This is a genomic window from Pseudomonas sp. S5F11, assembly GCF_019641515.1.
In the GTDB taxonomy this organism is placed as follows: Bacteria; Pseudomonadota; Gammaproteobacteria; order Pseudomonadales; family Pseudomonadaceae; genus Aquipseudomonas; species Aquipseudomonas rhodesiae.
The window spans coordinates 5,141,368-5,161,422 of sequence record NZ_JAIFJZ010000001.1 but is presented as its reverse complement, the minus strand read 5'-3'; the positions used below and the strand labels follow the sequence as shown (position 1 = coordinate 5,161,422).

14 protein-coding genes are annotated in these 20,055 nt (G+C 60.7%); 4 read left to right on the top strand and 10 right to left on the bottom strand.

What is annotated here, in order from left to right; genetic code table 11:
- Window positions 1-446 precede the first annotated feature (446 nt).
- Window positions 447-3,647 carry a ribonuclease E gene (rne, locus tag K1567_RS23390; RefSeq protein ID WP_220698914.1) on the top strand — a complete coding sequence of 1,067 codons (3,201 nt, stop codon included), beginning with the start codon at window positions 447-449 and terminating at the stop codon, window positions 3,645-3,647.
- Between the two features lie 59 nt (window positions 3,648-3,706).
- Here the strand turns inward: rne and K1567_RS23385 are convergent, their stop codons facing one another.
- From K1567_RS23385 to K1567_RS23375, 3 genes are all read right to left on the bottom strand, one after another.
- Window positions 3,707-4,291 (bottom strand): NTP transferase domain-containing protein, encoded by a 585-nt coding sequence (locus K1567_RS23385; protein ID WP_040269227.1) that lies wholly within the window; start codon window positions 4,289-4,291, stop codon window positions 3,707-3,709.
- Complete coding sequence (locus tag K1567_RS23380; RefSeq protein ID WP_220698913.1) at window positions 4,288-5,274, bottom strand: XdhC family protein; 987 nt, start codon at window positions 5,272-5,274, stop codon at window positions 4,288-4,290. Before K1567_RS23380 ends, K1567_RS23385 begins: the two co-directional genes overlap by 4 nt.
- Window positions 5,275-5,410: 136 nt before the next feature.
- Window positions 5,411-6,742 carry a dicarboxylate/amino acid:cation symporter gene (locus K1567_RS23375; protein ID WP_034099901.1) on the bottom strand — a complete coding sequence of 444 codons (1,332 nt, stop codon included), beginning with the start codon at window positions 6,740-6,742 and terminating at the stop codon, window positions 5,411-5,413.
- A gap of 340 nt (window positions 6,743-7,082) precedes the next feature.
- Here K1567_RS23375 and K1567_RS23370 point away from each other — a divergent pair, with 340 nt between their 5' ends.
- Window positions 7,083-8,081 carry an AraC family transcriptional regulator gene (locus K1567_RS23370; RefSeq protein ID WP_220698912.1) on the top strand — a complete coding sequence of 333 codons (999 nt, stop codon included), beginning with the start codon at window positions 7,083-7,085 and terminating at the stop codon, window positions 8,079-8,081.
- 99 nt (window positions 8,082-8,180) lie between these two features.
- Here the strand turns inward: K1567_RS23370 and K1567_RS23365 are convergent, their stop codons facing one another.
- The 3 genes from K1567_RS23365 to K1567_RS23355 are packed head-to-tail and all read right to left on the bottom strand — an operon-like array spanning window position 8,181 to window position 10,528.
- Complete coding sequence (locus tag K1567_RS23365; RefSeq protein ID WP_034099903.1) at window positions 8,181-9,527, bottom strand: ATP-binding protein; 1,347 nt, start codon at window positions 9,525-9,527, stop codon at window positions 8,181-8,183.
- Window positions 9,524-10,201, bottom strand: a complete 678-nt coding sequence (locus tag K1567_RS23360; protein WP_034099904.1) for a response regulator — start codon at window positions 10,199-10,201, stop codon at window positions 9,524-9,526. The genes K1567_RS23365 and K1567_RS23360 overlap by 4 nt, the downstream gene beginning before the upstream one ends.
- Window positions 10,202-10,219: 18 nt before the next feature.
- Window positions 10,220-10,528 carry a hypothetical protein gene (locus K1567_RS23355; protein ID WP_034099905.1) on the bottom strand — a complete coding sequence of 103 codons (309 nt, stop codon included), beginning with the start codon at window positions 10,526-10,528 and terminating at the stop codon, window positions 10,220-10,222.
- Window positions 10,529-10,663: 135 nt separating this feature from the next.
- On the opposite strand from K1567_RS23355, the gene K1567_RS23350 reads away from it, so the two are divergent.
- Window positions 10,664-11,389, top strand: coding sequence for a 4'-phosphopantetheinyl transferase (locus tag K1567_RS23350; protein ID WP_220698911.1), 726 nt, complete (start codon window positions 10,664-10,666; stop codon window positions 11,387-11,389).
- Here the strand turns inward: K1567_RS23350 and K1567_RS23345 are convergent, their stop codons facing one another.
- Window positions 11,390-13,006: an ATP-binding protein gene (locus tag K1567_RS23345; protein ID WP_047882815.1), complete on the bottom strand. Its 1,617-nt coding sequence runs from the start codon at window positions 13,004-13,006 to the stop codon at window positions 11,390-11,392.
- Complete coding sequence (locus tag K1567_RS23340; protein WP_034114870.1) at window positions 13,003-13,728, bottom strand: response regulator; 726 nt, start codon at window positions 13,726-13,728, stop codon at window positions 13,003-13,005. The genes K1567_RS23345 and K1567_RS23340 overlap by 4 nt, the downstream gene beginning before the upstream one ends.
- A 786-nt stretch (window positions 13,729-14,514) precedes the next feature.
- On the opposite strand from K1567_RS23340, the gene K1567_RS23335 reads away from it, so the two are divergent.
- Window positions 14,515-17,409 (top strand): ribonucleoside-diphosphate reductase subunit alpha, encoded by a 2,895-nt coding sequence (locus tag K1567_RS23335; protein WP_034099909.1) that lies wholly within the window; start codon window positions 14,515-14,517, stop codon window positions 17,407-17,409.
- 91 nt (window positions 17,410-17,500) lie between these two features.
- Here K1567_RS23335 and K1567_RS23330 read toward each other — a convergent pair whose 3' ends face one another.
- Together K1567_RS23330 and flgE are read right to left on the bottom strand one after the other, a co-directional pair.
- Window positions 17,501-18,592: a hypothetical protein gene (locus K1567_RS23330; RefSeq protein WP_259445022.1), complete on the bottom strand. Its 1,092-nt coding sequence runs from the start codon at window positions 18,590-18,592 to the stop codon at window positions 17,501-17,503.
- 143 nt (window positions 18,593-18,735) lie between these two features.
- On the bottom strand, window positions 18,736-20,046 hold the full coding sequence (gene flgE / locus K1567_RS23325) for a flagellar hook protein FlgE (RefSeq protein WP_034099910.1): 1,311 nt from the start codon (window positions 20,044-20,046) through the stop codon (window positions 18,736-18,738).
- Window positions 20,047-20,055 lie beyond the last annotated feature (9 nt).

Below are 20,055 nucleotides of genomic sequence, written 5' to 3'. Positions count from 1 at the left end.
ACGCCTGTTAAGAGCTGAGTGAGAGCGCAGTCGTTTTCATTCAGGCCTGTTTAGCCATGAGCGTGGACTCCCCATTGGAGAACACGGTAAATGCCAACCCGCTGCGGATTCTGCGCGCGGCAGCACCCGAATTATCAGGGATACGTGTAGGGTGGAGATGCACAACCGTCGGACCGTGTAGCACTAGGCTTATATTTAGACGCTTCATCTCGTCCACAGTCGCCGGTTGATTCCTCCTCCTGACCTTAGCTTTTGTTGAAGCGGTGCCTTTGTCACCGCCGCTAACAAGCAGGACGCGTCCGTCGCGACTCCCGCCCAATTGGCAGGTTTTGCTGGACACTGGAGTGGCCAACCACTCTTGACGCACCTGACACCGACCGTGAGAAGTCGTGTGTGCCGAACGCCGTTTCCGGCAGCCCGGAAACCGACGGTACAACATGAAAAGAATGCTGATTAACGCAACTCAACCCGAAGAGTTGCGTGTTGCACTGGTAGATGGCCAACGCCTCTACGACCTGGACATCGAATCCGGTGCACGCGAGCAAAAAAAGGCCAACATCTATAAAGGCCGTATTACTCGCATCGAACCAAGCCTTGAGGCTGCCTTTGTCGATTTCGGCTCCGAGCGCCACGGCTTCCTGCCCCTCAAAGAAATCTCCCGCGAATACTTCAAGAAAGCCCCAGAAGGCCGCGTGAACATCAAGGACGTCCTGAGCGAAGGCCAGGAAGTCATCGTTCAGGTGGAAAAAGAAGAACGTGGCAACAAGGGCGCCGCCCTGACCACCTTCATCAGCCTGGCCGGCCGCTACTTGGTACTGATGCCGAACAATCCGCGTGCCGGCGGCATCTCCCGCCGCATCGAAGGCGAAGAGCGCAACGAACTGCGTGAAGCGCTCAACGGCCTGATCGCACCGGCCGACATGGGCCTGATCGTGCGCACTGCCGGCCTGGGTCGCAGCAGCGAAGAGATGCAGTGGGACCTCGATTACCTGCTGCAACTGTGGACTGCCATCAAGGAAGCCTCGCTGGATCGTTCCGCGCCGTTCCTGATCTACCAGGAAAGCAACGTAATCATCCGCGCCATCCGCGACTACCTGCGCCAGGACATCGGCGAAGTGCTGATCGACAGCGTCGAAGCCCAAGACGAAGCCCTGACCTTCATCCGCCAGGTCATGCCGCAGTACGCCAGCAAGATCAAGCTGTACGAAGACAGCGTCCCACTGTTCAACCGTTTCCAGATCGAAAGCCAGATCGAGACCGCTTTCCAGCGCGTGGTCGAACTGCCTTCCGGCGGCTCCATCGTGATCGACCCGACCGAAGCCCTGGTGTCCATCGACATCAACTCGGCGCGCGCCACGAAAGGTAGCGACATCGAAGAAACCGCCCTGCAGACCAACCTGGAAGCGGCCGAAGAAATTGCCCGCCAGCTGCGCCTGCGCGACATCGGCGGCTTGATCGTGATCGACTTCATCGACATGACCCCGGCCAAGAACCAGCGCGCCGTGGAAGAAAAAGTCCGCGAATGCCTCGAAGCCGACCGTGCCCGCGTGCAAGTGGGCCGCATCTCGCGCTTCGGCCTGCTGGAAATGTCCCGTCAGCGCCTGCGTCCTTCCCTGGGCGAGAGCAGCGGCATCGTCTGCCCGCGTTGCAACGGCACCGGCATCATCCGTGACGTTGAATCGCTGTCGCTAGCAATCCTGCGCCTTATCGAAGAAGAAGCCCTGAAGGACCGTACCGCCGAAGTCCGCGCCCAGGTGCCGATCCCGGTGGCCGCGTTCCTGCTCAACGAAAAACGCAACTCGATCACTAAGATCGAACTGCGTACCCGCGCTCGTATCGTGATCCTGCCGAACGACCATCTCGAAACGCCGCACTTCGAAGTGCAGCGTCTGCGTGATGACAGCCCGGAAGCCCACAGCGGTCAGTCCAGCTACGAAATCGCTGCTGCCGCTGCCGAGGTGGAAGAAGTCCAGCCAGCCGCCGCAACCCGCACCCTGGTCCGCCAGGAAGCCGCCGTGAAGACCGCTCCAGCCCGTGCCAACGCACCGGTTCCGGTTGAGGCCGCTGCACCGGTTGCCGCACCAGCCGCGATGCCTGAACCAAGCCTGTTCAAAGGCCTGGTGAAATCCCTGGTTAGCTTGTTCGCCACCAAGGAAGAGCCTGTCGCACCGGTCGTCGTCGAAAAACCTGCCGCCGAGCGCCCAGCGCGCAACGAAGAGCGTCGCAACGGTCGCCAGCAAAGCCGTAACCGCAACGGTCGCCGTGACGAAGAGCGCAAGCCTCGCGAAGAGCGTGCACCGCGTGAAGAACGTGCGCCGCGTGAAGAGCGTCAGCCTCGTGAAGCCCGCGAAGACACTCCGACCGTAGCCCGCGAAGAGCGTGCACCGCGTGAAGAGCGCGCGCCACGTACGCCGCGTGCCCCGCGTGAAGATCGCAAGCCTCGCGGTGAGCGTGAAGAGCGTGTGCGTGAACTGCGCGAGCCTCTGGATGCCGCCCCGGCCGTTGCCGCTGCTGCTGCCACCGAAGAACGCCCAGCCCGTGCGCCTCGCGAAGAGCGTGCGCCACGAGAAGAACGCCAGCCTCGTGCCCCGCGTGAAGAGCGTCAACCGCGCGCCGAGCAGGCCGCTGCCGCAAGCGAAGAGGAAGTGCTGACCGGCGAAGAGCAGCTGCAGGAAGACGGTCAGGACAACGCCGAAGGCGATCGTCCACGCCGCCGCTCCCGTGGCCAGCGTCGTCGCAGCAACCGTCGTGAGCGTCAGCGTGATGCCAACGGCAATGTGATCGAAGGCTCGGAAGAGACCGGCGAGAACGCCGAAGGCGCCAACAGCGAGCCGACCACTACCGAACTGGCTGCAGGTCTGGCCGTTACCGCAGCGGTTGCCAGCTCGGTTATCAGTGCACCGGCTGAAGCCCAGGCTCATCAGCAGGCTGAACGCGCTACCGCCGCTGTCGAGGACACCGTTGGCGCCGAAACGCCTGTGGTGCAGACCCCAGCAGTTGAAGCGCCGGTAGTAGAAGCAACAACTCCGATCGAAGCCCCCGTGGTACCGGAAGTGGAAGTCGCACCGGTTCGCGACGCCCAGCCAGTGACCGACGTGGTTGCGGTTGAAGTGGCGCCAGTGGCTGAGCCTGAACCCGTGGTTGAAGCCGCTGCACAAGCGCCGGCTGTAGAAGAAGCCGCCCCGGCAGTGCGCGAAGTTCGTGAAGAACAGACCGCCTTCCAGTGGACCGCCGAACCTGCTGCGCCGGTTGAATCGCCTGCGCCGGCGGCGGAAGAAGCACCGGCACCGGTTGCCGAAGTGGTGGTTGCCGAGCCAGCCCCCGTGGTTGAGGCCGCTCCGGTGGCTGAACCTGCGCCTGTGGTTGAAGCGCCCGTGGTTGCCGAAGTCGCCGCGCCGGTAGTTGAAGCCGCACCGGCCAGCGCCTTGACCGAAAACGGCCGTGCGCCGAACGACCCGCGTGAAGTGCGTCGTCGTCGCAAGGAAGCCGAGGCGGCCGCCGCTGCGGCAGCTGCTGCACCGGCTGTGGTTGAAGCTGTCGAGGCGCCAGCCCCGGCTGCAGAAACCGTGACTGAGCACTCTGCTGTCGAAGAAGTGGCCGAGCGCAAAGTTCAGGAAGAAGAACACGAGCCTAAACCTCTCGTCTGATTCCAACCGCTACTAAAAAGCCCCGCCTGAGTGATCAGGCGGGGCTTTTTTATATCGGATCAGCGGTAATTCAGTCGCTCTGGTACATCCACATCCCATAACACGCCTGGGTCATTCACCGGCACCTCCCTCACAGCCGTCGGTGTAAACAAGAGCCTGGCACCTCGATCACCCGCTAGCGCCTTCAACCCCGGCCCGAAGTCACGCCCAAACGCCACAGGGTGACCATAACGGCCATCCTGCACTGGCACGCGAATGCCCTGCTCCGGCAGCCCCTGAATCACTTGCTCGATGCTGGATGACTGGATAAAGGGCATATCCCCCAGTACCACCAACCAACCTTCGGCCGTAGCGCTGGCCGCTACCGCCGCTGCGATACTGTCGCCCATGCCTGCCGACGTCAGTTGCAAAACCTTACACCCATGTGCCTCGGCCAACTGAATCACCTCGGCACGCTCCGGCGACGTCACCAGCCAGCGCTCTACCACGCACGTCGGCAAATTCACCAACACCTGCTCGATCACCGGCCGCGTCACCCCGTCCAGCCCCAGGCAAGGCGCCAGCAATTTATCCTGATCAGCTCCCGCCTCGGCGCGGAAACGACTGCCCTGCCCCGCCGCCAGCACAATCGCGGTGACGGTCATTCGGCCACCACCGGCAGCGGCTTTTTCTGCATCGGTGCTACACCGTTTTTGATCGCGACAATTTCCGCCATCAGCGACAGTGCGATTTCCGACGGCGTATGACTGCCGATATGCAAGCCGATCGGCCCATGTAGCCGCGCTATCGCCTGCGCCGACAGACCCAGCGCCGACAAGTTCTCCCGGCGCTTCTGACTGTTGACCCGCGAGCCCAGCGCGCCAATGTAGAACGCCCGGGAATCCAACGCCGTCAGCAGCGCCATATCGTCCAGGCGCGGGTCATGGGTCAGGCAAACGATGGCCGTACGCTCGTCGGTCTGGATAGACAGTACCGCTTCATCGGGCATACCGGGCACGAAGCGCCCGTGTTGCGCCTCCCAACCGTAGACGAACTCTTCGCGGGGGTCGCAGATAAGCACTTCGAAATCCAATAAGCGCGCCATTTCCGCCACGTACCGCGACAATTGCCCGGCGCCGATCAGCAGCAGACGCCAGCACGGGCCATAGATGGCGCGCAAGCGTTCACCGTCGAAATTCAGGCCATCGGTCTTGGTGGCGCTGCTCAAGGTAACCTCGCCCGTGGCCAGGTTCAGTTCCCGCGCGACGATCTCATGGGCTTCGCAACGCGCCAGCAGGTCGGCGACCCATTGCCAGTCCAGCACTCGCTCTTCGGTCAGGCGCAAGGTGCCGCCGCAGGGCAGGCCAAAACGCGCGGCTTCGTCCTGGGTCACGCCGTAGGTCACTAACTGCACCGGCGGCCCGTCGTCCGTCAGGCGGCCGTCGTGCAAGCGGGCTATCAGGTCATCTTCGATGCAACCACCAGACACCGAGCCGATGACGATACCATCGCCGCGCAGCGCCAACATGGCGCCCGGTGGACGCGGCGCGCTGCCCCAGGTCTGGACCACGCTGTACAACACCACTCGCTGCCCGGCACGACGCCACTCCAGCACACTGCGCAGCACATTCAGATCCACACTGTCCATCAAGCCTCCCGCGGGCAATATCGCGCTTACTGTAACCAAAAAATAACCCGGGTGCCGCGCGCCAGAAACGCAAACGCCCCGAACAAGTCGGGGCGTTTGCGCAGAGCTGGGGGCGTCAGTTCACGCCATCAGCGGCTTACTTGACCACCGGTGCAGGACCTTCGGCCACACCCAGGTCATCGAGTTCACGGGTTTCGGAAATACCGGTCCCGCCAGATGCCAGTTCGCTGTGCAGCTTGTCGGTATCCAGTTCTTTCACCCACTTGGCCACAACGATGGTGGCAACGGCGTTACCCACCAGGTTGGTCAGCGCACGGGCTTCGGACATGAAACGGTCGATACCCAGAATCAGCGCCAGACCGGCAACCGGCAGGTGGCCAACGGCCGACAGGGTTGCAGCCAGTACGATGAAACCACTACCAGTCACGCCCGCAGCACCTTTGGAGGACAGCAGCAGCACCAGCAGCAGGGTGATCTGGTGGGTGATGTCCATATGGGTGTCGGTCGCCTGAGCGATAAACACGGCCGCCATGGTCAGGTAGATCGAGGTACCGTCGAGATTGAAGGAGTAGCCGGTCGGGATCACCAGACCTACTACGGATTTCTTCGCACCCAGGCGCTCCATCTTGATCAGCATGCGTGGCAACGCGGATTCGGAGGAGGATGTACCCAGAACGATCAGCAGCTCTTCACGAATGTAGCGGATCAATTTCAGCACGCTGAAACCGTGAGCGCGGCAGATGGCGCCCAGCACCAGGACCACAAACAGCACGCAGGTGATGTAGAAGCAGATCATCAACTGGCCCAGTTGCACCAGGGAACCCACGCCGTAGGCACCGATGGTGAACGCCATGGCGCCCAGGGCACCGATCGGCGCCAGCTTCATGATCATATTGATGATGTTGAACATCACGTGAGCGAAGCGATCAATAAAGTCCAGCACCGGCTTGCCGTAAGCGCCCAGGCGGTGCAGGGCAAAGCCGAAGATCACCGAGAACATCAGCACTTGCAGAATGTCGCCGTTGGCGAAGGCGCCGACGATGGTGTTCGGGATCACGTTAAGAATAAAGCCGACAATGCTCTGGTCTTTACCGGCGGTGACGTAAGCAGCCACTTTGGACGCGTCCAGGGTCGACACGTCGATGTGCATGCCGGCGCCCGGTTGCACGACGTTGACGACGACCAGGCCGATCAGCAGGGCAATGGTGGAGACGATTTCGAAGTAGAGCAGCGCATAGCCACCGGTTTTGCCCACCGATTTCATGTTCTGCATGCCGGCGATGCCGCTGACAACGGTACAGAAGATGATTGGGGCGATGACCATTTTGATCAGTTTGATGAACCCGTCACCCAATGGCTTGAGGGCCACGCCGGTCTGCGGGTAGAAGTGACCGAGCAAAATACCGATAACGATTGCAACGATCACCTGGAAATACAGGGATTTGTAGAGTGGCTGACGAGTCGTCATTGCAAAATTCCTCAATCGTCCCGTGTGGCAAATATCCGCCATTGCCCACGACACTTGAATTGCGAACCCTCCTGCACTGGAGGGATTTGTTGTTTGCGAGGGCTGTGAGATAAGTCCTGCGCTGTCTTACCTATCGCAAACGTCGTGCCACTTTGCGCAAATCCGCTTTATGCCTTAAGACAGCGGGCCCTGCGTTTACAAGCGGCCCCTCCAAGTAGACGAGCACATGGCGGATTTCCGCCGTACCGACCGATACCATCCTGCAATTTGGCGGATATCCGCCTTGTCGCTCCCCCTAGGTGGTGGCTACCATCGGCCGTTCTATGGACGAGGGCCCCCTATGCGCGAACGTACCATCGCCAGCCACTTTGCCCGCGCAGCCCTGGGCGGTGCGCGGCGGGTCGGTTACGACTATTCGGCCCTGCTGCAGCAGGTGGGCATTGCCCAGGAGCTGTTGAGCGAACCACGCGCACGCATCGCACCGGAACAATTTACCCGACTGTTGCAATTGCTCTGGTTGGCGCTGGACGACGAATACCTGGGGTTTGCTGAAGGCCCCAGCAAACGCGGCACCTTCGCCATGATGTGCCACGCGCTGATCCACTGCCGTACCTTGGAGAAGGCTCTGGAACGCGGCTTGTTGTTTTATAGCCTGTTCCCGCAGGGGCCCCGCTGGCAGCTGATGCGTGAAGGGGAAATGGCGCACTTAAGCCTGGACCACACCCAACTCTGGGACCCGGACCACTTCCTCAGTGAATGCCTACTGGTCATCTGGCATCGGCTGGGCAGTTGGCTGATTGGCCAGCGCATTCGACTGCACCAGGCCACCTTCGCCTACCCGAAACCGGCCCACGCCAGCGAATATGATCTGCTGTTCCCGTGCCCTCAGGTATTCGGTGCACCGAACAGCAGCCTGGTGTTTCCGGTGCGCTATTTGAGCCTGCCACTGCTGCAGGACGAGCGTACCCTCAAGCATTTCCTCGAACGCTCCCCCGCCGACCTGCTCTCACGCCCGGACGAAGGCGACAGCCTGAGCAGCCAGTTGCGCCGCCTGCTGAGCCGCGACCGCACGCCTTGGCCGGACCTTGAAGCGGTTGCCCAGCACCTGCACATCAGCCCGCAGACCCTGCGCCGACATCTGCGCGAAGAAGGCACCAGTTTCCAGGCACTCAAGGATGAACTGCGGCGAGACATCGCCATTTTTCACTTGGGACGGGCGGACTTGTCATTGCAGGAAATTGCCGAACAGTTGGGATTCTCCGAGCCCTCGGCGTTTCATCGGGCGTTCAAGAAGTGGACAGGGCTGACGCCGGGCGCCTATCGCGAGCAGGAGAGTTAGAGAGGTGGTGTTGGTGCGCCTCATCGGGAGCAAGCTCCCTTCCCCATTTGTACGGGTTCGCGCATCAAAAATGCGGGCGAGCGAACCAGCTACAACTGATCACACGGCCGGAAAGTGAATCCTGAACGCCGCGCCGCCCAGGGGTGAATCGTCCAGGGTCAAGCGCGCGCCGTAACTTTCGATGATGTCTTTGACCACCGCCAGGCCGATGCCCTGACCCGGGTGTTGGCGGTCCAGACGCTCGCCACGTTGCAGGATGCGCGCACGTTGGTCCGGCGGCACACCGGGGCCGTCATCTTCGATGCACAACTCGGTGCCGTCGTCGCTTTCCACCAGGCTGACGCGCACCTGGCTCAGGCACAGGCGGTAGGCGTTTTCCAGCAGGTTGCCAAGTAGTTCGAGCAAGGCGCCCTTCTCGATGGGCACGTCACACTCCTCTGGTAGCTGGAAAGACACCGTCACCGCTTTGTCGCGGTACACCTTGCCCAGGGTATCGCAAAGGCTTTGCACTACCGGCTCCAGACGCACCTGATGGCGCACCAGGCCGCTTTTACGCAGGCTGGCGCGTTGCAACTGGTAGCTGATCTGTTGGCTCATGCGCTCGATCTGTGTTTGCAGCACCCTGGCCTGGTCGCGGTCCGCAGGGCGTTGAGCCATGTCTTCGCTCACGCCCTGCAAGACCGCCAGCGGGGTTTTCAAGCTATGGGCCAGGTCGTCGAGGGAGTCGCGGTAACGCGCCCGCTGTTCCCGTTCGCTGTGCAACAAGCGGTTGAGCGAGCCCGTCAGGCGCAGCAGCTCGCGGGGGTGCTGCTCGGACAAACTCTCGCGGGTGCCGCCTTCAATCTGGTCCAGTTCCTGGCTCAACCGCCGTAGCGCCTGCAAGCCCCAGGTCAGGCCCAGCCACAACAGAGTCAATAACACCAGCAATGCCGCGCCGAAGCCCAGATAGAGGTTTTCGCGCAGGCCTTCGAGGGTCAGTTGGTATTCGCGCACCGGTTGCAGGGCCACGATGCTGAACGCCGCGCTCTTGCCGCCGAGCAGCTTGACCTCGACGTCATACACGAAGAATTCCTGGCCGTTGTCTTCGCGAATCCGCGCAAACTCATTGCCGCGTCCGTCATAGCGCGGTTTGTAGTTGATGTTTTCTTCGCGGGTCGCGCGCGAGCGCCATACCAAATGGCCTTCGCGGTCGTAGATGTAACCCAGCAGCCGACTGTCGGCGAGGTTGAAGCGCTCATCGGGCAATTGCGCAGGCATCAGCAAGTGGTTGTTTTCCACCCGCGCGGCGGAGATCAGCGTGGTGACGTCCGACGCCAGGCGCTGCTCGATGGAATCCTGCAACGCCAGGCTGAAGGCGCCTTGCATCGCCGGCAGCAAACCGAGCATAAACAGCACGGCCAGGGTGGCGGCCGCCAGCATCAAGCGCACACGTAACGAGCGAATCAACGGCAGCGCTCATTGAACAGGTAGCCCAGGCCACGCACGGTGTCGATTGGCTTGAACCCGGCCGGGCCTTCCAATTTGCGGCGCAGGCGGCCGACCAGCACTTCGATGACATTCGGGTCGCGCTCGTCGTCGTCCGGGTACAACTGCTCCATCAAACGATCCTTGGCCACCACTTGCTGGTGATGGCGCATCAGGTATTCGAGGATGCGGTATTCGTAGGCGGTCAGCGCCAGGGGTTGCTCGTCGAGGGAGGCTTGCTTGCGGTTGATATCCAGCAGCAACGGCCCGGCGACGATGGTGGACTGGGTAAACCCGCTGGAGCGGCGCAACAACGCATTCATCCGCGCTTCCAGCTCTTCGAACTGGAAGGGTTTGACCACGTAGTCGTCGGCGCCGGCGGCCAGGCCTTCGACCTTGTCCTGCCAGTTGCCGCGCGCGGTGAGGATCAGGATCGGGAACGTCTTGCCCTTGGCGCGCAACTGGCGAATCAGGTCCAGGCCGCCCATGCCGGGCAGGCCCAGGTCGATGATGGCCAGGTCGTGATTGAACTGGCCGGTCTGGTACAAGGCTTCCTCGGCGTTGGCCACAGCCTCGACCACATGGCCACTGTCGGTGAGGCGGGTAAACAGGTGATGGCGCAGCAGCGCCTCATCTTCCACCACCAGCAATTTCATAAGGCTCTCCAAAGCAAATCAACTGTCCGACTGGGTGACATCATAGCGGCCCTGCAGGTCTTGCGGGCGCAGTTTAATGCCATTGAATTGGCCGGTCAGGTGCGCGTAACCGACGCGGTAGGCTGGCTGCGCGGCGGTGGCGCCCAAGGGTTGGCCCCAAGGCGAGGCTTGGCTGCTGACCTCTTCGAAGTTCACACGATGGATCAGGCTACTGGGCTTCCTGGTTTTCTCCCTGCCGAATTCGGCGAAAGCGCCTTCGGATGCCTGGGCGCCAGCGGTGGCACTCAGCAGGGTCAAGGCCAGCATCAGCTTTTTGATCGCAGTCATGGTGTTACCTCATACGCGTTTGGCTGTAGAGCCAGACTACGCAAGCGCCCCTGAACTCCCCCTGAACAGGCTCTGAACCCAACCTGAACCGGCGCGGGCTATCCTGTGGCGCGGCAACTGGGCAAAATAGCGCCCATGAATCCTCTACCCGCTTGCTGCACCCCACTTGACGCTCGCTGGCCGTTACCCGAACGCTTGCCGGGCACGGTATTCCTCAGCACCCGCTTCGATCCTGCGTCACTGGTAGCGGATGATTTCCAACGTTGCGCCGTGCCGCCGCCGGCCAGTATCCAGCGTTCGGTCGCCAAGCGTCAGGCCGAGTTCCTCGCCGGTCGTGTGTGCGCCCGCGCCGCGCTGCATCAGCTCGGTCACCACGACTGCATCCCGGCCATTGGCGAAGACCGCGCGCCGGTATGGCCCACGTCTATCAGCGGCTCCATCACCCACAGCACCGGCCACGCCGCCGCGATTGTCGGGCACAAGGCGCAGTGGCGCGGCCTGGGGATGGACTTGGAGAACCTGCTGAGCCTGGAGCGGGCGCAACGCCTGGCCGCGGAAATCCTGACCGCCGATGAGTTGCAACGCATGGTCGCCCTGGCGCCAGAGCAGGTCGCCCTGCTGGTGACCTTGACGTTTTCCATCAAGGAGAGCCTGTTCAAGGCGCTCTATCCGATTGTGCAGAAGCGCTTTTACTTTGAGCACGCCGAGTTGCTGGAGTGGTCCGAAACAGGCCAGGTGCGCCTGCGGTTGCTGACGGACCTGTCCCATGAGTGGTGCCAGGGCAAAGAGTTGCAGGGGCAGTTTGCGCTCGACGATGGTCAGCTCTTGAGCGTCGTGGCGGTATCCAAACAGCCCCATTGATCAATCTGCCGGTTTTTCTTGGCTCCGCGGCCAGCTCAGGCTGAAACACGCCCCGCCCAGGTTGTTGCTCTTACCGATCAACGCCCGCCCGCCGTGCCAATAAATGATGCGCCGTACGATAGACAGGCCCAAACCATGGCCTCCCGAAGCGCGGGTGCGACTGTCGTCCAGGCGCAGGAACGGCGTGAAGATACGCTCCCAAGCGCTTTGCGGCACGCCGGGGCCGTCATCCTCCACGTCGATGCGGCAACGTACCTGGCCCACCTGATAACTGATCAACACTTGCCCCTGGGCATGACGCATGGCATTGGACACCAGGTTCTGCAACGCGCGATGCAGATAACGCGGCTCGGCATCGACCCAGGCATCATCCCAATGCACCGATGACAGACAAATGCCACGACTGACGGTGATCTGCGGGCGCAGTGGCGACAATTCGCCGATCACCTGATCGAGCAACGCATTGAGGTCCACCCGCTGGAAATTCAGCGCCGGCGAGCCTTGCTCCAGGCGTGCGTAGGTGAGCATTTCGTCCACCAGTCCATCCAGATCCTGGATATCGCTGTCCATACCGTCCAGGTACTTGCGTCGCGCTTCCGGCGTGGCGGCATCGCCTAGCATCTCCAGGCCAAAGCGCAGGCGCGCCACTGGCGTGCGCAGTTCATGGGACACCGCACGCACCAGTTCGCGCTGGATCGCCAGCAATTGCTGCAAGTGCTCGGCCATGCCATTGAACGCCGCCGCCAAGCGCCCCACCGAGTCCGCGCCACGGGCCGGTACGCGCACTTGCAGATTGCCCTTGGCGATACGGGTAGCCGCCGCTTCCAGCCCTTTGAGCCGGCGCTCCAACTGACGGACTAAGAAATAGACGATTAAGCCGATCAGGGTCAGGCCGATCAACGCAATCAGGATCAGCCATTGCGCCGGGTACGGGTTCATTTGATACAACGGGCCGATTTCCAGCACCCACGGCGTGCCGACCATACCGGCGAACACGCGGATCGAATCTCCGCCCTTGCCTAGTGCCATCACCGTGTCGCCCTCGGACACGCGCCGACGCTGATCATCGTCCATGTCGGCCTGGTCGAGGGTCATCAAATGCATGTCGAAGCCGAAACCCTTGGCTTCTTTGATATCCGCCAGCCGCTGCGGCTGCTCGGCCTCGGGATAGCGCACCAGCTCATCGGCCAGTAAATAAATAGTCGCGCGGGCCAATTGCTCGCTGATCTGCTGCACTTCGCCGGTCAGCACCAGTTGTTCCTGCTCGCTGACCAGGCGCACCACCCGCGCCGCGTGGGGGCCGGTCTGTTCCACCAGAACTTGGCCGCGTTGCAGGCGCGTGCGCTGGCTGAGGTCCAGGCGGGCTTCGGCGAGGGTGCGCAACTCCAGAGGAATGCCTAACAGACGTTCCCATACCGCCAGGGCGCGCTGACGTTCAATGGCGCTCATGGGCTGCAGGTTGTCGCCCATCAAGGCAAACGTGCCGTGGGCCAAGCGTTCGCGATACTGACCACTGCGCACCTCATTAAGCAGGTGCAGCGCCAGCACGCCAAGCAACGCCACCAGGATCAGCGCGGCGCACATGCCGCCGTAGATACGCAGGAAGATCGAGTTCACAGCGGCATGTCAGCGGCGGCTTCGGGGACGAACAGGTAGCCTTTACTACGGATGGTCTTGATCAGGCGTGGGTGGATCGGGTCGTCGCCGATTTTCGGGCGAATCCGCGAGATGCGCACATCGATGGAGCGATCCTGGCCGTCATAGCCGACGCCACGCAGGGCAATGAAGATTTCTTCGCGGGACAGGATGCGCCCGGCGTTGGCCACCAGCAGCCACAGCAGGTCGAACTCAGCGCTGGTCAGCTCGATACCGGTGTCATGCAGCCAGGCTTCGCGCAGGGCGTTGTCCACCACCAGCGGGCCGAACTGCAGGCGCCGTTGCAGCTCCACCGTCGCCGGTTCTGCCGGCTCGCTGCGGCGTAACAGCGCTTGGATACGCGCCAACAACAAGCGCGGACGCACGGGTTTGCACACATAATCGTCGGCGCCCAGGTCGAGGCCGAGCACTTGGTCCATGTCGTCGGTGCGCGCGGTGAGCATCAGGATCACGCCGTCATAGCGTTCGCGCACTTTGCGGCAGATGCTCAGGCCGTCTTCGCCAGGCAGCATCAGGTCGAGGATCACCAGGTCCGGTTGCTCGTCGATGATGCGCTCAGCCGCCAGCGCTCCATTGCCTTCCACCGCAACCCTCAGACCGTTGCTTTGCAGGTAATCACGGGTCAACTCGGCCAATCGCTCGTCGTCTTCGACGATCAGGATTTGCCAGGCGTCATGCTCCATCCGCTACCTCGGTTGTATTTATTGTTGGAGAAGCCCAAGGGGCCCGCGTCTATGCAAGATGCCAGGGTGATCGCCGAGCTCGTCTGCAGGAAGGCGCGCTCCTACAGCTGTCATCTGGCAAGGGCAAACTACCGCCGATTGTAGCCATGGGCCAGCCTTCAAACACAAGCCAGGAAATCCATTCGGTGATCACCTTTTTTTGTGATAGGGTTCGCGCCCTCAAAAATCCAACCGGCTGTTTTCATCTTGGAATATTCAGTGACAAACGGCTGAATCCAGCAGTGCTGCGGCCTACGCGGGCGTTCCACGTTTCATACACATTTTACCCACAGCGTTATCCACAGGCCGTGCGTTGCTAAGCCCTCCAAAACGCATTATCTTGTAGCTCGGCGCTAAAAAACCCCTACATGTAGGGTTTTAAGCGAAACCACCAAACACAGATCAGACAAGAAACTCAAGTCATTTCTTGCTCCCGTTTGGTTGAACCAAAGCAATTTTTGAAAGCCCAAACCGCGCACGCGGATGGCGACCGTTTTCAAGCTTCAACAGCGTAAATCGGTATGGGTGTTGCAGTGCTTGAATCCGGCAACTGTCACCTACCAGGAATACGGCCACGGGCATTGAGCCCCGAACCGAAGACTTCGGCATGGAAGCGGCGCGAACAGCCCCCTTCCTACTGTCCCGAAGTTGTTATGCCAGGCCCAGGCCTGCTGTAAGTGCTTCAGGACGGAACGGTGGGCACCGTGATGGTGCCCAAATAAATATAGAATGTGGAGACACCCCCCCATGCAAACCGACACAACTCGCGAGAACCCGCAGGGCTCCGTGCCGCAGGCCGCCGATTCGACTATGGATCTGTCCGCCACTGCACCTGGCCAACTGCGCGTGATCAAGCGTAACGGCACTGTCGTTCCTTACACCGATGACAAAATCACCGTCGCCATCACCAAAGCGTTTCTTGCAGTTGAAGGCGGCACCGCTGCCGCCTCGTCGCGTATCCACGACACCGTTGCCCGCCTGACCGAACAAGTCACCGCAACCTTCAAGCGTCGCATGCCCTCGGGCGGCACCATCCACATCGAAGAAATCCAGGATCAGGTCGAACTGGCCCTGATGCGTGCCGGCGAACAGAAAGTCGCCCGCGACTACGTGATCTACCGCGATTCGCGCGCCAAGGAACGTGCCGTGCGCACTCCCGCCGAAGAAGCAGCGGTACAAGCGCACCCGTCGATCCGCATCACCCTGGCCGACGGCAGCTTTGCGCCGCTGGACCTCGGCCGCCTGAACACCATCATCACCGAGGCCTGCGAAGGCCTGGAAGAAGTCGACGGCGACCTGATCCAACGCGAAACCCTGAAGAACCTGTACGACGGCGTGGCCCTGACCGACGTCAACACCGCGCTGGTGATGACTGCCCGTACCCTGGTTGAACGCGAGCCGAACTACTCGTTCGTGACCGCACGCCTGCTGATGGACACCCTGCGTGCCGAAGGCCTGGGCTTCCTGAAAGTCGCCGAAAGCGCCACCCACCATGAAATGGCCGACCTGTACGCCAAGGCCCTGCCTGCGTACATCGCCAAGGGTATCGAATTCGAATTGCTGAACCCGGTCCTGGCCACTTTCGACCTGGAAAAGCTCGGCAAGGCCATCAACCACGAGCGTGACCAGCAGTTCACCTACCTGGGTCTGCAAACCCTGTACGACCGTTACTTCATCCACAAGGACGGTATCCGCTTCGAACTGCCGCAAGTGTTCTTCATGCGCGTGGCCATGGGCCTGGCGATCGAAGAGAAGCACAAAGAAGACCGCGCCATCGAGTTCTACAACTTGCTGTCGTCCTTCGACTACATGTCCTCGACACCGACGCTGTTCAACGCCGGCACCCTGCGCCCACAGCTGTCCAGCTGCTACTTGACCACCGTGCCGGACGACCTGTCGGGCATCTACCATGCGATCCACGACAACGCCATGTTGTCCAAATTCGCCGGTGGCCTGGGCAACGACTGGACGCCAGTGCGTGCACTGGGTTCGTACATCAAGGGCACCAACGGCAAGTCCCAGGGCGTAGTTCCGTTCCTGAAAGTGGTGAACGACACCGCCGTCGCTGTTAACCAGGGTGGCAAGCGCAAAGGCGCTGTGTGTGCTTACCTGGAAACCTGGCACATGGACATTGAAGAGTTCATCGAGCTGCGCAAGAACACCGGTGACGACCGTCGTCGTACCCACGACATGAACACCGCCAACTGGATTCCTGACCTGTTCATGAAGCGCGTCTTCGATGACGGCAAGTGGACCCTGTTCTCGCCCTCCGAAGTACCGGACCTGCACGACCTGACCGGCAAGGCCTTCGAAGAGCGCTACGAGTACTACGAAGCCCTCACCGAGTACCCAGGCAAGGTCAAGCTGTTCAAGACCATCCAGGCCAAAGACCTGTGGCGCAAGATGCTGTCCATGCTGTTCGAAACCGGCCACCCGTGGCTGACCTTCAAGGACCCGTGCAACCTGCGCAGCCCGCAGCAGCACGTGGGCGTGGTCCACAGCTCCAACCTGTGCACCGAGATCACCTTGAACACCAACAAGGACGAGATCGCCGTTTGCAACCTGGGCTCGATCAACCTGCCGAACCACATCGTCAACGGCAAGTTGGACACCGCCAAGCTGGAGCGCACCGTCAACACCGCCGTACGCATGCTCGATAACGTGATCGACATCAACTACTACTCGGTGCCACAGGCGCAGAACTCCAACTTCAAGCACCGCCCAGTGGGTCTGGGGATCATGGGCTTCCAGGACGCGTTGTACCTGCAGCACATTCCTTACGGTTCGGACGCTGCGGTCGAGTTCGCCGACAAGTCCATGGAAGCGGTCAGCTACTACGCGATCCAGGCTTCCTGCGACCTGGCCGACGAGCGCGGCGCCTACGAGACATTCCAGGGTTCGCTGTGGTCCAAGGGCATCCTGCCGCTGGACTCGCAACAGATCCTGATCGAAGCCCGTGGCCAGAAGTACATCGACGTTGACCTGAACGAAACCCTGGACTGGGCGCCGGTACGTGCCCGTGTGCAGAAAGGTATTCGTAACTCCAACATCATGGCCATCGCACCGACCGCCACCATCGCCAACATCACCGGCGTGTCGCAGTCGATCGAACCGACTTACCAGAACCTTTATGTGAAATCGAACCTGTCGGGCGAATTCACCGTGATCAACCCGTACCTGGTTCGCGACCTGAAAGCCCGCGGCCTGTGGGACTCGGTGATGATCAACGACCTGAAGTACTACGACGGTTCCGTGCAGCAGATCGAGCGCATCCCGCAAGAACTCAAAGAGCTTTACGCGACTGCCTTCGAAGTGGACACCAAGTGGATCGTTGACGCTGCCAGCCGTCGTCAGAAGTGGATCGACCAGGCGCAGTCCCTGAACCTGTACATCGCCGGCGCTTCGGGCAAGAAGTTGGACGTGACCTACCGCATGGCTTGGTACCGTGGCCTGAAAACCACCTATTACCTCCGCGCCCTGGCCGCAACCAGCACCGAGAAGTCGACCATCAACACCGGTAAGCTGAACGCAGTGTCCAGCGGCAACCACGGTGATGATTCGGTACTCGCCGCCCCGGCCGGCCCAGCGCCAGTGCCAAAGGCCTGTGCTATCGACGAGCCGGATTGCGAAGCTTGCCAATAAGCTGAGCTCATGACTAAAAAGCCCGTCATCCCTTTGGATTGACGGGCTTTTTTGTTTTTACAGCGCCACGAATCCTGAACGGTCTTTGCCATTATTTGAATGCATACGCCTCGCCACCATTCTGAGGCTGGCCGCCTCGTCCGCCCCATAGCTCCACATGTCCGCCAATGGATGCCATCGCATGGCCGCCATAGGCCACGACGCCAAGCACGCCGCTTGCAAGCTCAGAACTTGAAGATTGCCGGTACAAACCTTTCAACCCGAGACGATCAAGTCCCTCGGAGAGCATTTCACCGTCATTCAAACTGACCAAGGCATCTGCGAAGCTTCTGCGTGCATTAGCGTCATTACCAAATCCCCATCCCTGATTGCCCTCCATATGAGCCCGCTTTGCACTTGCTGCGTATAAGAAGTTGGCATCGGTCATCATGCCCGCATCATCACCCATGAACCGAGCCTGCTGGGCGGCCTGCTGCAGTTCGCTCTTGCTTAGATGGAGTTGGAACCCATCTCGCATCTGTATATCCCAACCATCGCCATTGGCTGTCACGTCCTTGAAAATATCGGTGGGTTTCTGACCAAACTTCATCATTGCAGCCTTTATTGCAGCCACTGTGGTGCAGTTCCCATCAGGACCTTGCTTGAAACCGCTCCAGATATTGCCGGCCTCTCTAGACATGCCAGGTTTTTGCCCCGGATTGCTTTTGTCGATTTTATAATCAGTGTACTTGGCGCCTTCAGTAAACGGCTTGTTGGTCATAGCCTGCACGGGACCGAAGTCCGTAGGGTTGACCCTGCCACCACCACCACCACCACCAGGTGATGGCTGCGGAGAAGGAGAAGGCTCATCAGGGAACAAATCCGGAAACAGCATCTTCAAAAGATCCAGCCACCGTCTCGGCCATTCTTCCTTGAGTTGCTCAAGGATTTTTTTGAACTCCTCGTCGCCAAGCGCTTTGCGCTTCTCATTAAGTTTGTCGCGTAGCTCCCGGACGGTCTGGCTCTTGCCGGTAATTTGCGCGTCGTCAAGCTCCTTGAGCAGTGTTGCGACGGCGCTCTTATTTGCGCTCACGTCATCGTTAATATTGACTGTCGCGCCTTTTTCGCTCAAATAAAGCGGTGCCGCTCCAGCAGGAAAATGCGCTCCGGTCCCGACAAGACCCACCTGCCACTGATTTCCCATCGCTCTCCCCCAACCAAAATCACACACTCAACGGCTCGCCGCTTCCTGGGTGGTATTGGGGGTGTAGGGCGTTCCAGATGATATTGATTAAAAAAAAACCCCTCGATGGAGGGGCTTTAAGTCAAACGCATAACGCCATGGCATCAGGTCATCTGAATGATGGTCTGCATAATGGTGCTCTGGGTCGAGATGGTCTTGGCGTTCGCCTGGTAGTTGCTCTGGGCCTTGATCAGGTCTACCAGTTCGTTGGTCAGGTTGACGTTGGAGTTCTCAAGCGAGTTGGCCACGATCGAACCCAAGGTACCGGCCTGAGGGGTGTCGTAACCCGGTTGGCCCGAAGCAAAGGTTTCACGCCAGGAAGTGCCGCCGGAAGGCTGCAGCCCCTGCTCATTGTTGAAGCTGGCCAGAGATATCTGGCCGATGGCCTTGCTCTGCTGGTTGCTGAACGTGGCGAACAGTACACCGCTGCCGTCAATTTTCAGGCCGGTGATCTGGCCAGTCGCATAACCGTCAGTCACCGGTGGGTTACGGTAAGTGGCGGAGTTGTACTGCGTGATGTTGGCCATGTTGATGGCGATACCGGTCGGGTTGGCATCCGCACCGTTTGCCTTCCACACACCATTGGTCACGGTGCCTGGCACCCAGCCGGTGATGTTCAGAGTCGTGCTGGAAACAGTCCCGGTGAGAATACCGGTAAGTTTGCCCGCGCCATCAAAGCTCAGGGTCGACGGAACAGGCGGCGTGGACGGTGTGCCGGTAGGCGCCGAACCGTTCGGGTTGCGGCCGTCGATCAGGGTGTAGGCGTTCCACTTGTTGCCGTCGGTTTTCACCAGGTACTGCACCATCGGGTGCGCATTACCCTGGGAGTCGTACAACGTAGTGCTGTACTGGGTGGTGAAGGTGCTGGTATCGGTAGGGTTGAACGGCTTGAGCGTCTGGTCGATCACCGGCTCGGAGGAGTTCAGGTTACTGGTGGAGTCCACTTTGGTGGACGCCTTTGGCGGCAGATTCGACAGGTTCAGTTGCAGGTCGGTCAGGCCGCCCTTGATGATCTTGCCGTCTTCATCCGCTGCATAACCTTGCAGACGCGAGGTGCCGGTGTTGTTGGTGATGTAGCCGTCCTTATCGGCACGGAACGCACCGGAACGGGTGTACTCAAGCGAGCCGTCGCTGCCCTTCTGCACGAAGAAGCCACCGCCCTGAATCGCCATATCCAGGATACCGCCGCTGCCGTTGACGTCACCTTGGGTGAACTGCTGTGACACCGCCGCCAGGTTCACACCGTTACCAATGCTGTTCTGACCGGTGCCCAGCTTGGAGGCAGCGTAGATATCGGCGAATTCCGCACGAGAGGATTTGAAGCCAGTGGTCGCGACGTTGGCGATGTTGTTGCCCGTCACGTCCAGTTGTTTGTTGGCTGCATAGAGGCCGCTAAGGCCGATGTTAAAAGACATGTTTCTCTC